At 73.5% G+C, this 20,463-nt stretch carries 18 protein-coding genes; 8 read left to right on the forward strand and 10 right to left on the reverse strand.

What is annotated here, in order from left to right; translation table 11 throughout:
* Positions 1-89: 89 nt before the first annotated feature.
* Together ACU6P3_RS04540 and ACU6P3_RS04545 are read right to left on the reverse strand one after the other, a co-directional pair.
* Positions 90-1,511 (reverse strand): HEAT repeat domain-containing protein, encoded by a 1,422-nt coding sequence (locus ACU6P3_RS04540; RefSeq protein ID WP_447196029.1) that lies wholly within the window; start codon positions 1,509-1,511, stop codon positions 90-92.
* A gap of 453 nt (positions 1,512-1,964) precedes the next feature.
* The gene (locus tag ACU6P3_RS04545) at positions 1,965-2,357 is read right to left on the reverse strand and encodes an ankyrin repeat domain-containing protein (RefSeq protein WP_447196030.1); all 393 of its coding nucleotides are present in this window, start codon (positions 2,355-2,357) and stop codon (positions 1,965-1,967) included.
* 214 nt (positions 2,358-2,571) lie between these two features.
* Here ACU6P3_RS04545 and ACU6P3_RS04550 point away from each other — a divergent pair, with 214 nt between their 5' ends.
* Both ACU6P3_RS04550 and ACU6P3_RS04555 read left to right on the forward strand, forming a co-directional pair.
* Positions 2,572-2,766: a hypothetical protein gene (locus ACU6P3_RS04550; RefSeq protein ID WP_030757066.1), complete on the forward strand. Its 195-nt coding sequence runs from the start codon at positions 2,572-2,574 to the stop codon at positions 2,764-2,766.
* Positions 2,767-2,840: 74 nt separating this feature from the next.
* The gene (locus ACU6P3_RS04555) at positions 2,841-4,436 is read left to right on the forward strand and encodes an RraA family protein (protein ID WP_447196031.1); all 1,596 of its coding nucleotides are present in this window, start codon (positions 2,841-2,843) and stop codon (positions 4,434-4,436) included.
* Positions 4,437-4,443: 7 nt separating this feature from the next.
* On the opposite strand, the gene ACU6P3_RS04560 is transcribed toward ACU6P3_RS04555, so the two are convergent.
* Positions 4,444-5,946 carry an SCO1417 family PLP biosynthesis transcription factor gene (locus tag ACU6P3_RS04560; RefSeq protein WP_447196032.1) on the reverse strand — a complete coding sequence of 501 codons (1,503 nt, stop codon included), beginning with the start codon at positions 5,944-5,946 and terminating at the stop codon, positions 4,444-4,446.
* A 101-nt stretch (positions 5,947-6,047) separates the two neighbouring features.
* Between ACU6P3_RS04560 and yczE the strand changes: the two genes are divergently transcribed.
* From yczE to ACU6P3_RS04580, 4 genes are all read left to right on the forward strand, one after another.
* The gene (yczE, locus tag ACU6P3_RS04565) at positions 6,048-6,725 is read left to right on the forward strand and encodes a membrane protein YczE (RefSeq protein WP_447196033.1); all 678 of its coding nucleotides are present in this window, start codon (positions 6,048-6,050) and stop codon (positions 6,723-6,725) included.
* A complete protein-coding gene (locus ACU6P3_RS04570; protein WP_447196034.1) occupies positions 6,722-7,489 on the forward strand; it encodes a glycerophosphodiester phosphodiesterase family protein in 768 nt (255 codons plus the stop codon). The genes yczE and ACU6P3_RS04570 overlap by 4 nt, the downstream gene beginning before the upstream one ends.
* Positions 7,490-7,631: 142 nt before the next feature.
* A complete protein-coding gene (locus ACU6P3_RS04575) occupies positions 7,632-8,978 on the forward strand; it encodes an MFS transporter (protein WP_447196035.1) in 1,347 nt (448 codons plus the stop codon).
* Positions 8,979-9,232: 254 nt separating this feature from the next.
* Positions 9,233-9,607 (forward strand): RNA polymerase-binding protein RbpA, encoded by a 375-nt coding sequence (locus ACU6P3_RS04580; RefSeq protein ID WP_030757047.1) that lies wholly within the window; start codon positions 9,233-9,235, stop codon positions 9,605-9,607.
* A 126-nt stretch (positions 9,608-9,733) separates the two neighbouring features.
* Here the strand turns inward: ACU6P3_RS04580 and fxsA are convergent, their stop codons facing one another.
* The 4 genes from fxsA to ACU6P3_RS04600 all read right to left on the reverse strand — a co-directional run bounded on the left by fxsA (position 9,734) and on the right by ACU6P3_RS04600 (position 14,102).
* Positions 9,734-10,354, reverse strand: a complete 621-nt coding sequence (fxsA, locus tag ACU6P3_RS04585) for an FxsA family membrane protein (protein WP_447196036.1) — start codon at positions 10,352-10,354, stop codon at positions 9,734-9,736.
* Positions 10,355-10,444: 90 nt separating this feature from the next.
* On the reverse strand, positions 10,445-11,221 hold the full coding sequence (locus tag ACU6P3_RS04590) for a polyprenol monophosphomannose synthase (RefSeq protein ID WP_447196037.1): 777 nt from the start codon (positions 11,219-11,221) through the stop codon (positions 10,445-10,447).
* Positions 11,222-11,817: 596 nt separating this feature from the next.
* Complete coding sequence (locus ACU6P3_RS04595; RefSeq protein WP_447196038.1) at positions 11,818-13,440, reverse strand: amidohydrolase; 1,623 nt, start codon at positions 13,438-13,440, stop codon at positions 11,818-11,820.
* 221 nt (positions 13,441-13,661) lie between these two features.
* Complete coding sequence (locus ACU6P3_RS04600; RefSeq protein WP_030757042.1) at positions 13,662-14,102, reverse strand: Lrp/AsnC family transcriptional regulator; 441 nt, start codon at positions 14,100-14,102, stop codon at positions 13,662-13,664.
* Positions 14,103-14,305: 203 nt separating this feature from the next.
* Between ACU6P3_RS04600 and ACU6P3_RS04605 the strand changes: the two genes are divergently transcribed.
* On the forward strand, positions 14,306-14,764 hold the full coding sequence (locus tag ACU6P3_RS04605; RefSeq protein ID WP_447196039.1) for a hypothetical protein: 459 nt from the start codon (positions 14,306-14,308) through the stop codon (positions 14,762-14,764).
* A 102-nt stretch (positions 14,765-14,866) separates the two neighbouring features.
* Here the strand turns inward: ACU6P3_RS04605 and ACU6P3_RS04610 are convergent, their stop codons facing one another.
* On the reverse strand, positions 14,867-16,039 hold the full coding sequence (locus ACU6P3_RS04610) for an acyl-CoA dehydrogenase family protein (RefSeq protein WP_447196040.1): 1,173 nt from the start codon (positions 16,037-16,039) through the stop codon (positions 14,867-14,869).
* Positions 16,040-16,624: 585 nt separating this feature from the next.
* On the opposite strand from ACU6P3_RS04610, the gene ACU6P3_RS04615 reads away from it, so the two are divergent.
* On the forward strand, positions 16,625-17,896 hold the full coding sequence (locus ACU6P3_RS04615; RefSeq protein WP_447196041.1) for a glycoside hydrolase family 18 protein: 1,272 nt from the start codon (positions 16,625-16,627) through the stop codon (positions 17,894-17,896).
* Positions 17,897-17,961: 65 nt separating this feature from the next.
* Here ACU6P3_RS04615 and ACU6P3_RS04620 read toward each other — a convergent pair whose 3' ends face one another.
* Together ACU6P3_RS04620 and ACU6P3_RS04625 are read right to left on the reverse strand one after the other, a co-directional pair.
* On the reverse strand, positions 17,962-18,777 hold the full coding sequence (locus ACU6P3_RS04620) for a TetR/AcrR family transcriptional regulator (protein WP_447196042.1): 816 nt from the start codon (positions 18,775-18,777) through the stop codon (positions 17,962-17,964).
* Between the two features lie 173 nt (positions 18,778-18,950).
* Positions 18,951-20,357: a C39 family peptidase gene (locus ACU6P3_RS04625; protein ID WP_447196043.1), complete on the reverse strand. Its 1,407-nt coding sequence runs from the start codon at positions 20,355-20,357 to the stop codon at positions 18,951-18,953.
* Positions 20,358-20,463: the final 106 nt, after the last annotated feature.

The raw sequence follows: 20,463 nt of genomic DNA on the forward strand, positions 1-20,463 counted from the left end.
GCCGCGAGCGCGACGCCCGGGTCCGGGCCGACGCGCGCGCCCCGGGCCCGGCGCCTGGACGAAATCCGGTCCCGCCGCCCCGGACGGGGTCAGCGCGCCGCCGCGTCCGCGCCACCGATCCGGCTGCGTACGGCCGTCTGCACCTCGGCCTCCTCGGCCGGGTCCGCGGCCAGCCGCCGCAGCCGCTCCGCCACCCGGGCGTCCCCCGTCTCGGCGTGCAGCGCCGCGATCTCCCGCGTGGTCTCCTCGCAGTCCCACAGGCACTCGACAGCGAACCCGGTGGCGTAGGAGGGGTCGGTGGCGGCCAGTGCCTTCGCCGCGCGTCCGCGCAGTTGGGACGAGGCGGTCTCGCGGTAGACGTGGCGCAGCACGGGCGCCGCGCAGACGATGCCGAGCCGGCCCGCGCCGTCGACCAGCGTCCACAGCCGCCGGGCGTCGGGCCCCTCGGCCCGGACGGTCTCACGCAGCGCGCCGAGGACCAGATCGGTGTCGCGCGTACCGCCCCGGCAGGCGAGCACGCCCGCGGCGGAGGCCCCGAGGGCGTCGGGCCGGTGGATCCAGCCGCGCGCCCGGTCGACCGCGTCCGCGCCGCACATCCGCTCGAACGCGGCCACCGCCGCGTCGGCGACGGTACGGGACGGGTCGGAGGCTGCCGCTTCGATCAGGTCGAGCACGTCCGGGTCGCGGGCCTCGGCGAGATAGTGGAGGGCCGCGCAGCGGGCCCCGTCCGGGCCGCCGCGCGCGGCTTCGAGGATTGTCGGGCGGTCGCCGGGCCCGGCGACCGCCGTGAGGCAGCGGGCCGCCGGCAGATGCAGTTCGCCGCCGCGCTCCAGCCCTTCCTGCGCCCAGTCGAAGACGGCGGCCACGCTCCAGCCCGGGCGAGGTCCGCTCGGCCGGAGCTGTCGCTGCCAGCGGTCGAAGGAGCCCTGTTCACCGGCTGCCCTGATCCGCGCGCCGATCTCGGCACGCGGGTCGTCCGCCCACAGCCGCCAGGGCCGGGGCTCGAAGGCGTCACGCACGGCGGCGGCCAGCTCGGCGTCTCCTTCAGGGGTGCGGGGGAAGCGGTCGAGGACCGGACCGGCCAGGGCGCGCAGCCCGGTGTCGTCGTCGCGCAGCGCCAGTTCGTCGAGCGCCCAGGCCCAGTTGGAGCCGGTCTCGGCGTAGCGGCGCAGCAGGTCGAGCGCGTCGCGCCGGCCGTAGGAGGCCAGGTGGCCGAGCACGGCCAGCGACAGCCCGGTCCTGACCTCCTCGGTGTCGAACCGGTCCTCGGCGCGGAAGAGGTGGTGCTCGATCGCGTCGAGCCCGCCGTGGAGATCCAGGTACAGGCGTGCGTAGTAGAGCGAGCGGTTCTCGACCTGCCAGTCGTGGCGGGGGTCGTAGAGCACGCAGTGGTCGAGTGCGGCGAGGGCCTCGGCGCGGGGGGCGGCGAGCGCGTGGAGCGTGCCGTCGCCACGGCCCCTCTGCAACAGGCCGAGGAGTGTGCCGCTCGGCGCTATGACTGGATCGAACATCGGAAAAGCCTCACATCAAGCTGTCGACGCAACCGGGGGTGTAGGTGCCGCTGCCGGAGCGCTGGTGCCGCCACCGGCAAGGTTTGCCCGCCGCGACGGGGCCAGGCGGGACTTTCGCAACACGCCCTAGGGCGTGTTGCGAAAGTAGCGCCGTCCGCCCGAAGGGCGGGGCCGGCGGCGTCTGGCGCGTGCGATCGCAAGGCGGAGGATCGTCCTCGTACTGGACGTACTTGGACGACTCCGACAACGCAGCGAGCGGGCGTGCCAGGCGTCGCCGGCCAGGCGGGACTTTCGCGACACGCCCTAGGCCCCGCCCCGAGTGCACGCTCGACCGGCCGTCGTCCTTCGCCTGATGCAGACCATCTTCCCTGCCTCTCGTCGGGCCCCCTGCGGGCCCGACGTCATGATGACCCAGCCATTTCGCCACCGCGACCACATTTACGGCACCCCGGCTCACTGGGCTCCGAACAGCTTCAACAGGTCTGTCTTCCCAAACATCCGCGCGGTATCCACGGCGGACGGGGTGCCGCCGTTCGGATCGGCCCCGCCGGCGAGGAGCGCGCGGATCACCGCCTCCTCCCCCTTGAAGACGGCGCCCGCGAGCGGGGTCTGGCCCCGGTCGTTGGCGCGGTCGGCGTCGGCGCCGCGGGCGATCAGGGCCTCGACGGCCGGGGCGTGGCCGTGGTAGGCGGCGAGCATGACGAGGGAGTCGCCCCGGTCGTTGGTGAGGTCGGCGGGGACGCCGGCGTCGACGTACGCGGCGAGCGTCCCGGCCTCGCCGCTCCTGGCCAGGTCGAAGACCTTCGCGGCCAGTTCGATCACCTCGGGGTCCGGTGCGTCGCTCATGGGGGTGGACCGCCTCTCGTGTTCGCGTCACATCTCTGCGGCGCCGATCCGGGCCCGTACGGCACGGCCGCCGTACGAGTGAACCGACAGGGTACTGCCCGTGCGTACACGCCGGGATTCACGATCTTTCACCCGTTTACACCTTTTGTCACATAGATACTTCTGGCGATCATGGGGGCACGCACGGTGACCGCACTACAGCCAGGAGATCCCCATGGTCCTTTCCATGTCCGGTGTCGTACTGCTCGGAATCGTCGTCTTCCTCTTCTTCCGCAAGGGCGGGCTGAAGGCGTCCCACGCGGTGGTCTGCGCGCTCTTCGGCTTCTATCTCGCGGGGACGGCCATCGCACCGAGCATCACGGCCGGGAGCGCGAGCCTCGCGAGCCTTCTGGGCGGCATCAAGTTCTGACCGTCTCCTCCCCTTTCCGTCCTGCTGCCCCTCCGACCTTCTCCCCCGTCCGTCAGCACCGTCAGGAGACAGCCGTGGCCCGGCGCCCCCTCCTTCGCGTCCCGACCAGCGGCGGCGGCCGGATCGCGCGGGCCCGCCGGCTGGCCCGTACGGCCGCCGCCACCGTCGCGGACGTACTCCACCCGCTGCTCACCGTGGCCCGCGGGCTGCGGCTTCTCAGTGCCGCGGCGCACCGGAAGTGGGCCGCCACGCCCAAGGACCGGCGCGGGCCGTTGGTCTTCGCGGCGGCGTGCTGCCTGATGTTCGTCGCGTTCACGCCGTACGGGCCCACGCTGGGCCTGATCTCGCTGATGGCCGTGGCCGGCTGGCAGGGCCGGGAGCGCGTCCCCGAGCGGACCGGGCCCGAGGAGGCGGAGACGAAGCGGCTGCGATCGCTGTACGAGGCGCTGGTGCCCTACGTCGCGGTGCCGGACGACCCGAATCCGCTCTTCTCCCACGGCGGCGACTGGACCGCGGCGTTCAGCGACTACGCGTTCGACGCCGAGGGACGGCCCACTCGGCTGCGGATGACGTACCCCGCGCACTTCCCCGACAGCGATCCGGACGAGCGCGGCCGGGTCGAACAACTGCTGTACGCCAAGTGCGGGCGCGGCCGCGAGTACCTCTTCACCTGGGACGAGGAGGCGGGCGAACTGGAGATGACCGTGCTGCCCGCCCTGTCCACCGCCCCCGCCGCCCAGCCCTTCGTCACCGTCCCCCAGGAGATCGTGCTGGGCTTCGGGGACCCCGGCGCCGGGCGCCGTACCGTGCCCGTGCTGGTCGACGGCGCCGCCCAGGACCTGACGCCGGTCCTCTGGCGGACCGGGGGGCGCTCGACCGAGCCGCATCTGCTGGCGGCGGGCCGGCCCGGCGGCGGCACGACGAGCCTGCTCCGCTCGATCGCTCTGCAGGCCGTGCGCCACGGCGACGTACTGGTCGTGGACGGCGGCGGGAGCGGGGAGTACGCCTGTCTGACCGGGCGGCGCGGTGTCCTGGCCGTGGAGTGCGGACCGGAGGGCGCGCTGGCCGGTCTGGAGTGGGCCGCGAACGAGACCGAGCGGCGCCTGATCACCGCGGGCCGGGCCCGGCAGGCGGGCCTGCCCGCGCCGGAGGACACCCGCAGGCCGCTGTGGATCCTGCTGGACCGGCCGGCCGTCCTCGGCCAGGCGGCCGCGGCCGAGGGGCGGCCGGATCCGCAGGAACTGCTCCAGGTGCCGCTGCGCCACGGCAGGTCCGCGCGGGTCACGGTGGTGGTGGCCGAACACCTCGACGCGCTGGACGCGCTGCACGAGACGGTGCACGCGCACACCCGCGCCCGGGTCGTCCTCGGGCAGGCCCCGCCCGTGCGGATGGCCGAGGTGCTGGGGGCGCCACCGCACACCACTCCCCCGTACGAGATGCCGCCGGGCCGGGGGTACGCGCGGCTCGGGGCGGGGCCGGTGCTCAGGCTCCAGGTCCCGGCGACCGTCGACCCGTTCGACGACGAGGCGGCCGAGGCGCGCCGCCGGGCCGTGCTGGACCTGCTGCCGGACCGCCGGCCCGGCTTCGACGGGCCGGCGGCGGACGCGGGGCAGGAGCGGGTTCCCGAGCAGGAGGCCGACCGGGCGACGGGCTCGGCACCGGTCGCCTGACGCCTCGTCAGGCGACGAAGGTGCGCGGCGCGTCCGTGCCCGTGCTCGCCCCCGTCTCCACCAGGCGCGCGGCGGCCGCCAGCCGGACCGCCGCCTCGTCGGCGACCGGGCCGCCGACGGTGAACGGCAGCCGTACGTACCCCTCGAACGCGCCGTCGACCCCGAAACGCGGTCCCGACGGCACCCGTACGCCCACCCGCTCGCCCACCTCGGCCAGCCGGGACCCGGACAGCCCGCCGGTGCGCACCCACAGCGTCAGCCCGCCGTGGGGCACCGCGAACTCCCAGTCGGGCAGCCGCTCGCGCACCGCCGCGACCAGCGCGTCCCTGTTGTCGCGCGCCTGCGCCCGGCGCATGGCGACCGCCTCCTCCCAGCCACCGGTGCGCATCAGCCAGTGCAGCGCCAGCTGTTCGAGCACGGGCGTGCCGAGGTCGGCGTAGGCGCGCGCCGCCACCAGGGAACGGATCACATCGGGCGCGGCGCGCACCCAGCCGACCCGCAGCCCCGCCCAGAACGCCTTGCTGGCCGAGCCGACGGTGATGACCGTGCTGCCTCCGGAGTCGAAGGCGCAGACCGGCCGGGGCATCGCGATGTCGTCGTCCAGCCGCAGCTCGGACATGGTCTCGTCGGCCACGAGCACCGTGCCGGCCGAGCGTGCCGCGTCCACCAGCCGACGCCGCTGGTCCTCGTCGGCCAGCGCGCCGGTCGGGTTGTGGAAGTCGGCGACGACATAGGCGAGCCGGGGCGCCGCGTCCCGCAGGACCTGGCGCCAGCGCACCGAGTCCCAGCCCGCCAGCCCCTCCGCCATCGCGACCGGCACCAGCCGGGCGCCCGCCTCCCGCATCAGCTGGAGGATGTTGGCGTAACTGGGCGACTCGACCGCGATCCGCTCCCCGCGCCCGGCGAAGAGATGACAGATCGCGTCGATGGCGCCCATCGCGCCGGTGGTGACCATGATCTGCTCGGGCATGGTCGGCACGCCGCGCGCGGTGTACCTCTCGGCGAGCGTCCGCCGCAGGGCGGGCAGCCCCGCCGGATAGTCCCCGTGCGTGTGCGCGTAGGGCGGCAGCTCCTCCAGCGCTCCCTGGACGGCCCGGCTCAGCCAGGGTTCGGGGGCGGGCAGCGAGGCGGTGCCGAGGTCGATCACCGAGCCCAGGGACTCCGGCGGCAGGGGTTCCAGGCCGCGCGCGGGCAGCGGGTTGCCGGCCGGTACGGCCGTCCAGCTGCCGGCGCCCCGGCGGGACTGGAGGAAGCCCTCGCCGCGCAGCGCCTCGTAGGCGGCGGCCACCGTCGTACGGCTCACGCCGAGGGCCGCGGCCAGCTCGCGCTCCGCCGGCAGCCGGGCGGCGACCGGCACCCGGCCCTCCAGGACGAGCAGCCGGATACCGTCGGCCAGGGTCCGGTAGGCGGGTGGTCTGCGGGCTCCGGGACCGGCGGCGGGGCGGGGCCGCTGGGCCAGGAGCTGCCGGGCGAGCTGCGCCGCCCCGACAGCCGAAGTCCACTGCGTCATGGAAATCAGTCCACCTTCCCCGAATTGGACATGGTTGCCCGTCCACCACCCGCCACAGGGTGGCTCATACCAGTCCACTATCCCACCCAGGAGGCAACGGCATGGCCCCCACGACTCTCACCTCCCGGCTGCGCGGACGGCGTCTGCCCCGTCGGCTCGGTCAGCTCTACGCCGGGCTGGTGCTGTACGGGGCGAGCTCGGCGCTGCTGGCCCGGGCCGGCCTCGGACTGGAGCCCTGGGGCGTGCTGCACCAGGGGCTGGCGGAGCTGACCGGGCTGAGCATGGGGGTCGTCGCGATCGCCGTGGGCGCACTCGTGCTGCTGCTGTGGATCCCGATGAGGGAACGCCCGGGGCTGGGCACGGTGTCCAACGTGTTCGTGGTCGGGCTCGCGATCGACGCCACTCTGGCGCTGGTCCCCGACGGCCGGACCCTCGTCGTCAGGACCGTCCTGCTGGCCGCCGGCGTCGGGCTCAACGGCATGGCCACCGGCCTGTACATAGCGGCCCGCTTCGGGCCGGGCCCGCGTGACGGCCTGATGACCGGGCTGCACCGACTGACCGGCCGCTCGGTCCGCCTGATCAGGACCGGGATCGAGGCCGCCGTCGTCGCGACGGGATTCGTCCTCGGCGGCTCGGTGGGCGTCGGAACGGTGGCCTACGCCCTCGCCATCGGGCCGCTCGCCCAGCTCTTCCTGCGCGTGTTCGCCATCCCGGCGGCGTCCGACGGCCGGACGCCGGACGCCGCCGGGTCACCCGGAGGGGCCATACTGCGGCGGTGAGCGCCCTGACCCAGCATCCCTATCTGGACCACCCCGGCCCGATCCCGTTCGCGCACCGCGGCGGGGCGTCCGACGGCCTGGAGAACACGGCCGCCGCGTTCCGCCGCGCGGCCGCTCTCGGCTACCGCTACTTCGAGACCGATGTCCACGCCACCGCCGACGGCCGGCTGGTCGCCTTCCACGACGCGACCCTGGACCGCGTGACCGACGCCCGGGGCCGGATCGTGGATCTGCCGTGGTCCCAGGTACGCCGGGCCAGGGTGGCGGGCCGGGAGCCGCTGCCGCTCTTCGAGGAACTGCTGGAGGAGTTCCCCGAGGCGCGCTGGAACGTGGACGTCAAGGCCGCGCCGGCGCTGATCCCGCTGGTCGGGCTGATCCGCCGCACCGGCTGCTGGGACCGGGTGTGCGTGGGCTCCTTCTCGGAGCGGCGGGCGGCGGCCGCCGCCCGCCTCGCGGGCCCGCGGCTGGCCACGTCCTACGGCGTACGGGGGGTACTGGGCCTCAGGCTGCGCGGTTACGGGATCCCGGCGCCGGTGCGCCGCGGCGCCGTGTGCGTGCAGGTGCCCCGCGCCCAGAACGGCGTCCCGGTGGTGGACGAGCGCTTCGTGCGGACGGCGCACGCGCGCGGCCTGAAGGTCCACGTCTGGACGGTCAACGAGGCGGACGGAATGGCAGCGCTGCTGGATCTCGGCGTGGATGGCATCATGACCGATCAACTGGACACGCTGCGCGCGGTGTTCACCGCGCGGGGCCTGTGGTGCTGACGCGGTGCGGCCGGCGCGCCGCGGGGCCGGACCGGCACCGACGCCGGACGGCCCGGCCGACGGAAGGCCCCGGGACCGTGGGGGCCGTGACCGACGAGGACGCCCCGGCCGACGGGGCACGGGGGAAAGCGAGACCGCTCGGGTGACTGCCGGGACCACGGACCGCGCCGACGAGGCGGCGGCCCGCACGCGCGAACAACGCGGCTGGTACTTCTACGATTTCGCGTGCTCCGTCTATTCGACGAGCGTGCTCACGGTCTTCCTCGGCCCGTATCTGACCTCGGTGGCCCGCGCCGCCGCCGACGCGGACGGCTTCGTCCATCCGCTGGGCGTTCCCGTGCGCGCGGGCTCGCTCTTCGCGTACGCGGTGTCCGTGTCCGTGATCCTCGCGGTGCTGGCGATGCCGCTGGTGGGCGCGGCGGCGGACCGTACGGGACGGAAGAAGCCACTGCTGGCGGCCGCCGCGTACCTGGGGGCGGCGGCCACGGCGGGCATGTTCTTCCTGGACGGCGACCGCTATCTGCTGGGGGCGCTGCTGCTGATCGTGGCGAACGCGTCGCTGTCGGTCTCGATGGTGCTCTACAACGCGTTCCTGCCACAGATCGCCACCCCCGGGGAACGCGACCGCGTCTCCTCCCGCGGCTGGGCCTTCGGCTACACCTCGGGCGCGCTGGTCCTGGTCGTGAATCTGGTGCTGTACACCGGACATGACACGTTCGGGGTGAGCGAGTCGACGGCGGTACGGATCTGCCTGGCGTCGGCCGGCCTCTGGTGGGGCGCCTTCACGGTCGTACCGCTGCGACGGCTGCGTGACCGCCGGGCGCCGCGCGGCGGCGAGGGCGCGGTGGGCACCGGCTGGCGCCAACTGGCGAACACACTGCGGGACATGCGCCGCCACCCCCTGACGCTGGCCTTCCTGCTGGCCTACCTCGTCTACAACGACGGGGTGCAGACGGTGATCTCGCAGGCGTCGATCTACGGTTCCGAGGAACTGGGCCTGGACCAGACGACACTGATCGTCGCCGTGCTGCTGGTGCAGATCCTGGCGGTGGCGGGCGCGCTCGGGATGGGCCGGCTCGCCGCGCGGTACGGCGCCAAGCGGACGATCGAGGGCTCCCTGGTCGTCTGGACGCTGATCCTGGCGGCGGGTTACTTCCTGCCCGCGCACAGCCCGGCCGCGTTCTTCGTGCTGGCGGCCGCGATCGGGATGGTGCTCGGCGGCAGCCAGGCCCTGTCGCGCTCGCTGTTCTCCCACCTGGTGCCCCGGGGCAAGGAGGCGGAGTACTTCTCGGCGTACGAGATGAGCGACCGGGGGCTGAGCTGGCTGGGCCCGCTGGTGTTCGGTCTGGCCTATCAGCTCACCGGCAGCTACCGGGATGCGATCATCTCCCTGGTGGTCTTCTTCGCCCTGGGACTCGGCTTGCTCGTGCGCGTCCCGGTCCGGGCGGCGGTCGCGGCCGCGGGGAATCCGGTGCCGGACCGGATTTAGACGTGGCAGGCGAAGGGCGGTAGTGTACGCGTTTGGCCTGCCAGGCGGACCGTTACTGCGACGTATGGAGATGAAAACACTGGGTGACATCTCCTGTTAGATGTGACAAACCGGGCGCCGGTGGGTACAACAAGGGCGGCACGACGGGCGACGCATGACCCGGAACGGGAATCTTTACCGCCGACCGGACGTTGACCGGATGACGACGACAGCGACACCTGTCCTGTGGGCGACAAGCCCGGGAGGCACGATTCATGAGTGAGCGAGCTCTCCGCGGCACGCGACTTGTGGTTACCAGCTACGAGACGGACCGCGGCATCGATCTGGCCCCGCGCCAGGCGGTGGAGTACGCATGCCAGAACGGTCATCGATTCGAGATGCCGTTCTCGGTAGAGGCGGAAATTCCGCCGGAGTGGGAGTGCAAGGCGTGTGGCGCCCAGGCACTCCTGGTGGACGGGGAAGGCCCCGAGGAGAAGAAGGGCAAGCCGGCGCGTACGCACTGGGACATGCTCATGGAGCGGCGCACCCGCGAGGAGTTGGAGGAGGTGCTGGCCGAGAGGCTGGCGGTCCTGCGCTCCGGTGCCATGAACATCGCCGTGCATCCGCGGGACAGCCGGAAGTCCGCCTGACCGGCCGGACCGCGCGAGGACAAGCGAGACAAGCGTCACAGCACAGCCGCGGGCCGCGACACGATCGGTGTCGCGGCCCGCGGCTGTGTCGTACGCCGATGCCAGCACGTCGCCGATAGCAGCACGTCAGGGAGTCAGCGGCGGGCGCGGCCCCTGTCCGCCTCGCTCGTCCTCGGAACGGGAGCCCTCGGGCTCGTCATGGCGGATGACCTCCCCCTGGACGACCTTCCCGTCCGGCCGGCGCATCCGGGCCTGCTGGAAGGTGTCACCGAGGCTGCCGGGCGGCGCCACCCGGCTCATCCGGCGCTCCAGTGACTTCTCCGCGTACCGGCCGAGCGCGGTCCTGACCGGCGGTATCAGCAGCAGGAGGCCCAACAGGTCGGTGATCAGCCCCGGAACCATGATCAGCAGGCCGCCGAGCATCAGGAAACCGTTGCCCTTGCTCCGGTTGCCCTCCGCGTCGGCCGCCGGAGCGGAGACCTCCTCCGGACGGCTCTGGCGGCGCTGCTCGCGTTGCAGGGTCTCGGTCAGATTGCGGAAGGCCCGGCGCCCGGCCCGTTTGACGACCGCCGCGCCCAGCACCCCGGCGCCCACGAGGAGCGCGAGAACGGCCAGGCCGCCCGCGCGGTCCCCCACGACGATCAGCAGCCAGATCTCCAGCACCAGCCAGGCCGCGATGCCCAGCGGGATCCAGGTACGGGCGCGGCTGCGCGGCGGGGAGGTCCGGGGCGATTGCTCGGTCGTCATGGTCCAAGTGTGCCTGGTGCGCTGTCAGAACGGCGTAGGCCCCGTCCGCGGGACCGACCGGACGGGCCCTGTCGGCGCCGGGCCGACCGGTCAGGACGGGCCCGCGGGTTTGCGGCCGAGGAGTCGGTTCGCCCGGGACTCGACGCCCCACGCCGTGACCCGCCACAGCGCCTCGACGAGAATGTCCCGGCTCATCTTGGAATCGCCCAGCTCCCGCTCGACGAAGGTGATGGGCACCTCGACCACGTGGCAGCCGGCCTCGACCGCGCGCCGGGCGAGGTCGACCTGGAAGCAGTACCCCTGTGAGGCGACGGCGTCCAGGCCCAGCTTCTCCAGGGTCTCCGCGCGGAAGGCCCGGTAACCGCCGGTGACGTCACGGATCGGCACACCGAGCAGGGCCCGGGAGTAGGTGCTGCCACCGCGCGAGATCAACTCCCGTGTCCTGGGCCAGTTGACGACGCGCCCGCCCGGCACCCAGCGCGAGCCGAGGACGAGGTCGGCGCCCTTGAGGGCCGTCAGCAGCCGGGGCAGTTCCTCCGGCTGGTGGGAGCCGTCGGCGTCCATCTCGACCAGCACGCCGTAGCCGTGCTCGATGCCCCAGCGGAAACCCGCGAGATAGGCCGCGCCGAGCCCTTCCTTGCCCTTGCGGTGCAACACCCTGACCTGGCCGTCCGCTTCGGCCAGTTCGTCGGCGATCTTGCCTGTGCCGTCGGGGCTGTTGTCGTCGGCGACCAGGATGTCGGCCTCCGGCACGGCGGCACGCACCCGGGAGACGATCGCCCTGATGTTCTCGGCCTCGTTGAAGGTCGGGATGATCACCAGGGCCGTACCGAGCGGACCGTACCGCCGCTGACCGCCGTCGTTCACTACTGCCCCTTAATAGCCGTACGCCGTTGTCCCACCATAGCGAGCACGCCCGGGACCTCGCCTGTTGTGGTCACCGCTGGTGACGGCGGCACGGGCGACCATGTCCGGAGATGGGGGCACGGAAGGGGAGATCCTGGACGCGGCCGTGGCCAAATCTTGGCCCGCGCGGAACGGGCCCCGCGCCGGCACCGGCTGCGGAACGGGACCCGGCGTCCTTCGGGCCGGCCCGGGACCCGCTGGCTGCGGGTCGACCGGAAGCCGTTGTCTACTGAACGCCGGGGCCCGGCCCGGGTCGCACCCGCCGGCCGGCTGACACCTGCCCTCGCCCCCGCGACGCGGGCGCTGGACCTGGCTCCCAGCGGCGGTGCGCCGGTGCGGCACACCGCCCCATGACCCAGCGGCGTTCGAGGACTGCGCGGAGGTTGCCGGACGGACGTCCTGTGGTGGACCCGGCCGAACCTACCCGCCGGTGGCGGCTCACTGTCAACAGCCGTTTGATCTGCGACGTTTCCCCAAATCAGCAGGTCAGAGGGGAAGATCCGCAGGTCGGGACGGAGCCCGGGAGCCATCGGTCGGCGGTACGAAATGTCCGTACGTCACTCGTTCGGTCGCACGAACACCGTTTGTCCTCCGACCACGGTCCGCAGCGCCACGGGCAACGGCCGGCCGGGCGTGAGATCCGGCAGGCCGGGCGTGCCCGAGCGGGGGTCCGTGGACCAGCGCGCCACCCGGTCGTCGGGCGCCTGGACCACCAGTTCCTCGGTGCGCCACACCACGTAGTCGGCCGGGGCGCCCGGCACGAGGGTGCCCGCGTCGTCGCGGCCGACGGCCCGCCAGCCGCCCCGGGTGTGCGCCGTGAACGCGGCGCGCACGGACACCCGGTGCCCGGGCGTGCGGTGGAAGGCGGCGGCACGGACCGTGCCCCAGGGGTCGAGCGGCGTGACCGGACTGTCGGAACCGAAGGCCAGCGGGACACCGGCGCGCAGGAGCGCGGCGTACGGATTGAGCGTACGGGCCCGCTCGGCGCCGAGCCGGTGCGCGTACATGCCGTCCTCGCCGCCCCAGGCCGCGTCGAAGGCGGGCTGGACGGAGGCCGTGAGCCCCAGCTCCGCGAAGGCGGCGACGGTCTCGGGGGTGAGCATCTCGGCGTGCTCCACCCGGTGCCGGGCTGCCCTGATCCGCGCCGGGCCCAGCCGCTCGGCGGCGGCGCGGACGCCCGCGACGACCGTGTCGGTCGCGGCGTCCCCGATGGCGTGGAAGCCGGCCTGGAGTCCGGCCTCCGTGCAGGCCGCCACATGCGCCGCGACCGCCGCCGCGTCCAGATGGAGGGTGCCGGAGTGGGGGGCGTCGGCATAGGGATCGCGCAGAGCCGCCGTGTGCGAGCCCAGCGAACCGTCCACGAAGAGATCACCCGCGGCGCCCGTCGCGCCCAGCTCGCGGACGCGCAGAGCACCCTTCTCGTCGCTCACCGGCTCGGCCCAGTAGCCGAGGACGCGCGGCCCCGGCTCCTCCCGCGCCAGCTTCAGCAGCGCGACGAAGTCCTCCTCGTCGGAGATGTCGGGACCGCCGCACTCGTGCAGCGTGCCGATCCCGAGCGCCGCCGCGTGCTGCCGGGCCGCGCGCTGCGCCTCGGCCCGGCGGGGCGCTCCGACGGCGCCGTACGCCGCCGCGCGCACGGCGTGGTGCGCGGCGCCGGTGAGCGGCGCGTCGGGGTGGTAGCCGGTCAGGGCGGTGACACCCGGGACCAGGTCGAGCAGGGCGGTGGTCACCACGGCGGAGTGGACGTCGACGCGCGGCAGATAGAGCGGTCGCCCGCCGGCGGCCTCGTCCAGTTCGGCGCGGGACGGCGGCCGCCCCTCGGGCCAGTGGCCGGCGTCCCAGCCGTGTCCGAGCAGGACCGGGTCCCGGGGGCGGGCGACGCGGTGCGCCCGGACGAGCGCGAGGGCCTCCGGCAGGCTCGCGGCGCCGGACAGGTCGAGGCCGGTGAGGGCGAGGCCGGTGGTGGTGAGGTGCACGTGGGCGTCGGTGAAGGCGGGAGTGACGAGAGCGCCCTCCAGGTCGACGACCTCGTCGACGCCGGAGGAGAAGGAGTCGGCCGCGCCTTCGGAGCCGACCCAGGCGATGTGTCCTCGCTCGACGACCATGGCGGTGGCGAAGGGGTCGGCGGGACTGTGCACGTCGCCGCCGCGCAGGAGCACGGTGCGGTTGGGGTGGGTCATGGGGCCAGTTTCCCGCGTGGGACGCGGCCGCGGAGAACGGGGCCCTCGGCGGGCCGGTTCCCCGCTTCCCGGGCCCGCCGCCGAGCCGGGGTCCCGGCGGGGCGCGCGGGGCCGGCGCGCGCAGGGGCCGGGCGCGCGCGGGGGGACGAGAGCGGTCGGGAGCGGAGACGCGCACGGGGGCGGAAACGCGGTCGGGGCCGCGCGCTCCGGGGCTCATCGCGTCAGAACGACGGCGGGCGGCTCTCGTACGGCGTCGACAGGACCACCGTGGTCCTCGTCGACACCCCCGCCAGCGACCGGATCCGCGTCAGCAGGTTCTCCAGCGCCAGCGGCGTGCCCACCCGCACCTTGAGGATGTAGTTCTCGTCGCCCGCCACGCTGTGGCACGCCTCGATCTCCGCGATCTCCGCGAGCCGATCCGCGATGTCGTCGGGGGCACTGGGGTCGAACGGTTTGACGGAGATGAACGCGGTCAGCGGCAGGCCGACCGCCTCCGGGTCGACCACCGCGGCGTAGCCGCGGATGACTCCCCGCTGCTCCAGGCGGCGTACGCGCTGATGCACCGCCGACGTGGACAGGCCCGTGGCCTTGCCCAGGTCGGTGTAGCTCGTCCTGCCGTCCTTGACGAGCAGTTCAACGATCCGACGATCCAGCTCCTCCATACGGATCAACCTATGGCCCCGCGGCTCATCCGGCACAGCCGGCCGCGCTCCGGACGAAGGGAAGAACGCGCATGTGACGAAGACCACAAGGTTACCGGCCGGTCGGCCGTGACCTCACGGTTACCTGGCTCGCGCGACGGGCATTGCTTGCTGTGGTCGAGACCACACATGCCTGGTCGGCCCATCCGAGGGGGAATGTCTCCATGCAGAGCCTGAAGCGCGCCGGACGCACCGAGCCGGAGCCCGCCGAACTGGTCGACGCCGACGAGTTCGACTCCTATGACACGTTCGAGATGTACCGGGTGATCTGCCCGGACTGCGCGCGGCCCATCGCGCTGCCGGCGGGCGAGGACCTCCTGCCGGAGCACGCGCTGTGCCCCACGCCGTGGAACCCGTTCGTGCTGTCGGTATGCGCCGGTACGGGCCGCTCCGCGGCGGACGCACGCGCGGCGGACCAGTCGTTCGAGGCGCAGGAACAGGACACCGCGTTCCTGCTGACGCTCCCCCAGGGCCTGAACTGGCGGACGCAGCCCTTCTCGCACGTCGGCGGGCCGGGTTCGCGCCCGTTCAAGCTCCAGGCCGTACAACGGCAGGACGTGCGACGACAGGCCGCACAGCGGCAGCCCGCGCGGCGGCAGGACGTACAGCGGCAGGCCGCCTGACCCGGGCGTCGGTGCGCGCGTCTCCTGGTACCCGGCGCGGACGCTGTACGGACAGCGGACAAAGGCTGTCGTGTCGTCAGGAACGCGCCGGGCGGGTGCGGTTCAGCGTGATTCCGGGCCCGCCAGGTGACGGGCGATGACCAACCGCTGGATCTGGTTGGTGCCTTCCACTATCTGGAGCACTTTCGCCTCGCGCATGTACCGCTCCACCGGGAAGTCCATCGTGTAGCCGTACCCTCCGAGCACCTGCACGGCGTCGACGGTCACCCGCATCGCCATGTCCGTGCAGAACAGCTTCGCCATGGCGGCCTGCTCGGAGAAGGGCCGCCCCGCGTCGCGCAGCCGCGCGGCGGCGAGGTAGAGCGCGCGGCCCGCCTCGATCTGTGTGGCCATGTCGGCGAGCAGGAAGCGCAGGCCCTGGAAGTCCGCGACCGGCCGGCCGAACTGCCGCCGCTCCCTGGCGTAGGAGACGGCCTCGTCCAGCGCGGCCCCGGCCACCCCGACCGCGCAGGCGGCGATGCCGAGACGGCCCGAGTCGAGGGCGGACAGCGCGACGGCGAAGCCCTGGCCCTCCTCCCCGATGCGGCGGCTGTCGGGCACCCGTACGCCGTCGAAGTGGAGTTGGGCAGTGGGAGAGCCCTTCATGCCCATCTTCCGCTCCGGGGGCGCCGCGGTCAGCCCCGGGGCGTCGCCCGGCACGAGGAACGCCGTGATGCCCCGCGCGCCCTCCGCGCCCGTCCGGGCCAGGACGGTCAGGAAGTCCGCGACGCCGCCGTGGGTGATCCACGCCTTGGTGCCGGTGATCAGCCAGTCGTCGCCGTCCCGTTCCGCCTTGGTGCGCAGGGAGGCGGCGTCCGAGCCGGAGGCCGGTTCGGAGAGGCAGTAGGCGCCGAGCAGACCGCCGCCGAGCATGGCGGGCAGGTGGTCGGCGGCCTGTTCCTTCGTGCCGTACCCGGCGAGGGCGTGGCAGGCGAGCGTGTGGACGCTGACGCCGAGGCCGACGGTGAGCCGGGCGGCGGCGAGTTCCTCGAGGACCTGGAGGTAGACCTCGTACGGCTGCTCCCCGCCGCCGTACTCGGAGCCGTAGGGCAGGCCGAGCAGGCCGGAGGCGGACAGGAGGGTGAACAGCTCGCGCGGGAAACGGCCGGCGTCCTCCTCCTCGGCCGCCGTGGGACGGATCTCCCGTTGGGCTATGTCGCGGACGAGCGCGAGGAGGTCCTCGGCCTCCTCGGTGGGCAGCTGGCGTTCCACCGGGCGCGGGGTGCGGTCGGACATGGCGGCGGCTCTCCTCCCTGTTGGGCGCTACGGTTCCCGCCGGCACGGCCGACAGCCGACCCGGAAGGCACCACGGCGGCGGCCCCGCAGGGGGTGTGCGGCACCGCCGGCCGGTATCCCGCCGGGCGGTCTTCGCGGGCCCGCGAAGACCGCCCGGAGCAGGATCTGGGGCCCGTCCGGGCCGGACGGGCCCGGACGGCAGTTCTGCCCGGCCGGTGGCCGCCCTTCCGGGTCACGGAAGCGGACGATCAACGGCTGTGGCGCGTTGAGTATGCCCGATCGGCGGGCTCTCGTCACCAGTTGGCAGAGGCTCGCCGGTCCCGTGGGCCGCAGGGCCCGCGCACCGGGCGTACCGGGCCGTGGAGGGGCGTACGGAACCGGCCGGTCGTGCCTCCCGCCGTCCGCTACGCGCGGTCCGTGGTCCGAGGTCCGGGCGCCGAACCATTGACCTCACTGGTCTAGTCCTTCTAACGTCGCCCTCGACATCTTTCGCGTTCATGTCACGCCGACCGGCCCGGCGCCGCGTCGGCTCCCACTCCGTTCCTTCCCCCCACTCGTTCCTTCCTCCCCCCACGAGGAGAGCCCATGCTCAGGCTCCACCGTCCCCGTGCCCGGCTCCGGGCACTGACCGCCACCGCGTGTACCGCCGCCCTCGGCGTCGCGCTGCTCTCCGGGGCAGGCGGCGCGTCGGCCGGCGAACCGGCCGACTCCGCCGGCGCGGACAGGGCCATCGCCTCCGCGTCCCCCACCGCGGCGGGCGACAAGGTGGTCGGATACTTCACCAACTGGGGTGTCTACGACCGCGACTACCACGTCAAGGACATCCAGACATCCGGCTCCGCCGACAAGCTCACACACATCAACTACGCGTTCGGCAATGTGACCGGCGGTAACTGCGCGGTCGGCGACTCCTTCGCCGACTACGAGAAGGCGTACACCGCCGACCAGAGCGTGGACGGCACCGCCGACGCCTGGGACCAGCCGCTCAAGGGCAACTTCAACCAGCTGCGCAAGCTCAAGGAGCGCCACCCGGACCTGAAGATCCTCTGGTCGTTCGGCGGCTGGTCCTGGTCGGGCGGGTTCGGCGAGGCGGCCAAGGACCCCGCCAAGTTCGCCAAGTCCTGCCACGACCTGGTCGAGGACCCGCGCTGGGCGGATGTGTTCGACGGCATCGACATCGACTGGGAGTACCCGAACGCCTGCGGGGCGACCTGCGACACCAGCGGGCCCGACGCGTTCCGGAACCTCGCCTCGGCACTGCGGACCGAGTTCGGCGAGGACGCCCTGGTCACGGCCGCCATCACCGCCGACGGCTCGGACGGCGGGAAGATCGACGCGGCGGACTACGCGGGCGCCGCGAAGTACCTCGACTGGTACAACCCGATGACGTACGACTTCTTCGGCGCCTTCAACGCGCAGGGCCCGACCGCCCCGCACTCGCCGCTCACCTCCTACGACGGCATACCCACGCAGGGCTTCAGCTCCGACGCGGCGATCAGCAAGCTCAAGGGTCTCGGCATCCCGTCGGACAAGCTGCTGCTCGGGATCGGCTTCTACGGGCGCGGCTGGAGCGGGGTGACCCGGGCGGAGCCGGGCGGCAGCGCGACGGGCGCCGCGCCGGGGACGTACGAGGCGGGCATCGAGGACTACAAGGTCCTCAAGGACCGCTGCCCGGCGAACGGGACGGTCGCGGGCACCGCGTACGCGTTCTGCGACGGCCAGTGGTGGAGCTACGACACGCCCGCCACCATCGCCGGGAAGATGGCATACAAGGACCAGCAGGGCCTGGGCGGCACCTTCTTCTGGGAGCTGAGCGGGGACACCGGGGACGGTGAACTGATCCGTTCGATCGGCTGATCCGGCCGACCGCTGTCGGAGCCGGCGGCGGCCCGCGCGAAGCGGCTCGTCGGGGACGGGGTGTCTCAGTGGCCTCCGTCCCCGGCGTCACCACGGGGGCGCGGCACCTGGTACGACGGGTCCGGGCCGGTGGAGGGAGCCGGGCGCGTGTGCGCGGCGGGTTCCGTGCGTAAGGTGCCCCCGGCACCGCCCGGCACCGGCCCCTCGCCCCGCCCTTCGCCAGGCTCGCGCCCGGTGTACGGGCGGAAGGCCGGGTCCGCCGGCGGGGCCGGGCACTCGGGCGCGAACTCCTCGATCGTGTTGAGCGTATGGCGCAGCATCCGCACCATCAGGTCGCGCGGGATCTCCAGGGTCAGCTCCTGGTACCCCAGCCACTCCAGCGTCAGCCACTCGACCCCGCTCAGCCAGCCGAGCAGGGCGAGCCGGGCGATCGGCGGGATGTCGGTGTGCCCGTACGCGCCTTCGGCGATGGTGGATACCAGCCCCGTGCGGACGGCGTCGCGGATCTCCTGCACCTGGGTGTCGAATCCGACGCCACCCGTGATGATCGTGCGGTACGCGGCCTCGTTGTGCTGGGCGAAGCGCAGATACGCCTCGACCGTGCGCTGGACCCGTTCCGTGCGGGGCACCTCGGATCCGCCGGCCGCGGCGAGGGTGACCAGTTCGGCGACGGAGTCCTCGACGATGGCCAGGTAGTAGCCGCGCTTGTTCTTGAAGTAGTAGTAGATGAGCCCCTTGGCCACGCCGGCGTGCCGGGCGATGTCGTCCATGGACAGCGCGTCGTACGAGGTGTTGGCGAACAACTTGCGCCCGGTCGCGATGAGTTCGGAACGGCGCACCTGAGATCGTGGGGAAGCGCCGCGCTGCTGACTGCCATTCACATTCGCGTCCTGGGTCTCACGGAGCCGCCAAAGATCCACGCAGTATGGCAGAGAGATCACCGAAGATCACAGAAGCGTGCGCGGCGTCCAAGGGCCCTGAACGGCCGTACGACGCCACCTCCGGGGCCGGCCCCGGCGCCACGGGACCGCGGCACCGCGGCCGGCGCCGGGGATCAGAGCAGCCCCACCGCCCGCAGGGCGCGCCGCTGGGCCGCGCCGGGCGACGCGGGCCAGTACACGTAGGCGACCCCGCCCGTCCCGGACGCCACCTTGCCGGAGGAGTTGTAGCGCTTGGTGCGCAGCCAGATGTTCTCCCATTCGCGCCGCCGGTAGACCCGGCGCACGGCCGGGTTGTCGGGCGAGGCGGGGTCGTTGGCGATCACGTCGCCCGCGGCGGTGAAGCCGATCACGGTCATCAGGTGTCCCGCCGTCCCGTAACCGGCGCCCGTCAGCTCCTCCTTGAGGAAGGACTGGGAGGTGATCACGGGGATGCCGGCGGCGACGAGCGTCTCCACCTCGGTCAGCGAGACGAGCCGGGTGACGGCGGCGCTCAGGTCCCGGTAGGTGGCGGCGTACGCGGCGTTGAAGGGCCAGTTGCCGCAGCCCGCGTACTGGTGGTCGTAGGTGAACCGGGCCGCGTGGCAGACCTGCGGGTCCGCGTAGCCCGGATCGACCCAGGCGAGATCGGCGGCGGTGGGCCGGCGTCCCCAGTACTCGATGATCATCTGGGACGAGGTGGGGCTGCACCACGCCTCCCCGCCGTTGTCGTACTGCGGGTACTGACCGATGTGGATCTCCTGCGAATAACGCGGCACGGTCAGCTCGTGGGCGAGGGCGGGGACGGACTCCGGGACGGTGAACCGGTCCGGGATGTCCGACGCCATGGCCCCGATCCGGTGGACCGTGGGCGTGAGCCCGCTGCCGGGGGTGCGGTAGAGCGTGAGCCGCAGCCGGTAGGAGGTGACGCGCAGCCCGCTCGCCGCGTCGTCCACGGCGAGGGTGTCGGTCCACACCGAGCTGCGCCCGTCGCTCTGGTCGTCGACGGAGGTGCGCCGGATGTCGCCGTCGCCGTCCCCGGAGGTCCAGCGGCCCATGACGTACCAGGGGGTGTCGGTGCCGTCGGAGTACCGGCCGCGCAGTTCGACCTGGAGCCAGGTGCCGGCCGGGGTCCGCGCGTTCCAGGAGGCGATCAGCTCGGTCGCGGGGACCGTGGAGCGGTGCGTGGGAGAGGTCCAGGTGGCGTACTCCCAGGTGGTGGTCTTCCTGGTGTGCGGATCGGTGTAGTCGGTACGGCCCGCCGGGGTGCCGATCACCAGCGCCGGGCGGGGGCCGGAGACGGCCCGGGTGCCCTTGGCCGTGCCCGCGCGCCAGCCGGAGTACGAGGCCCAGAAGGCGTTGTCCACCGGGCGCGCGGCACGTTCCGCGCCGCCGGGAACCGCCCCCGCGGGGCGCTGGGGAGCGGCCGTCCGCCGGGCCGCGGACGGGGCGGCGTACGCCGGGACGGCGCCGGCGGCGCCGGCGCCCGCGACGACCGCGAGTGCGGCGGTGAGCACGGTTCTGCGCGAGGTGGGGCTGGCCATGGGGACCTCCGGTCGACGGCGTAAGGGAACGGCGAGAGGGAAGCGTCTGCCCGACAGTCGCCACTATCCCGGTTCGCTCGGGGCCGCGGCCAGAGATCGGCGGCGC

This window comes from Streptomyces hebeiensis (genome assembly GCF_052983195.1).

What these genes read in the sequence shown, in the direction of transcription:
- ACU6P3_RS04600 (WP_030757042.1), bottom strand. Translation starts at nt 14,102, where the DNA reads ATGGAGGAGCTGGATCGTCGGATCGTTGAACTGCTCGTCAAGGACGGC.
- ACU6P3_RS04615 (WP_447196041.1), top strand. Translation starts at nt 16,625, where the DNA reads ATGCTCAGGCTCCACCGTCCCCGTGCCCGGCTCCGGGCACTGACCGCC.
- ACU6P3_RS04550 (WP_030757066.1), top strand. Translation starts at nt 2,572, where the DNA reads ATGGTCCTTTCCATGTCCGGTGTCGTACTGCTCGGAATCGTCGTCTTC.
- yczE (WP_447196033.1), top strand. Translation starts at nt 6,048, where the DNA reads ATGGCCCCCACGACTCTCACCTCCCGGCTGCGCGGACGGCGTCTGCCC.
- fxsA (WP_447196036.1), bottom strand. Translation starts at nt 10,354, where the DNA reads ATGACGACCGAGCAATCGCCCCGGACCTCCCCGCCGCGCAGCCGCGCC.
- ACU6P3_RS04545 (WP_447196030.1), bottom strand. Translation starts at nt 2,357, where the DNA reads ATGAGCGACGCACCGGACCCCGAGGTGATCGAACTGGCCGCGAAGGTC.
- ACU6P3_RS04595 (WP_447196038.1), bottom strand. Translation starts at nt 13,440, where the DNA reads ATGACCCACCCCAACCGCACCGTGCTCCTGCGCGGCGGCGACGTGCAC.
- ACU6P3_RS04605 (WP_447196039.1), top strand. Translation starts at nt 14,306, where the DNA reads ATGCAGAGCCTGAAGCGCGCCGGACGCACCGAGCCGGAGCCCGCCGAA.
- ACU6P3_RS04610 (WP_447196040.1), bottom strand. Translation starts at nt 16,039, where the DNA reads ATGTCCGACCGCACCCCGCGCCCGGTGGAACGCCAGCTGCCCACCGAG.
- ACU6P3_RS04540 (WP_447196029.1), bottom strand. Translation starts at nt 1,511, where the DNA reads ATGTTCGATCCAGTCATAGCGCCGAGCGGCACACTCCTCGGCCTGTTG.
- ACU6P3_RS04560 (WP_447196032.1), bottom strand. Translation starts at nt 5,946, where the DNA reads ATGACGCAGTGGACTTCGGCTGTCGGGGCGGCGCAGCTCGCCCGGCAG.
- ACU6P3_RS04625 (WP_447196043.1), bottom strand. Translation starts at nt 20,357, where the DNA reads ATGGCCAGCCCCACCTCGCGCAGAACCGTGCTCACCGCCGCACTCGCG.
- ACU6P3_RS04580 (WP_030757047.1), top strand. Translation starts at nt 9,233, where the DNA reads ATGAGTGAGCGAGCTCTCCGCGGCACGCGACTTGTGGTTACCAGCTAC.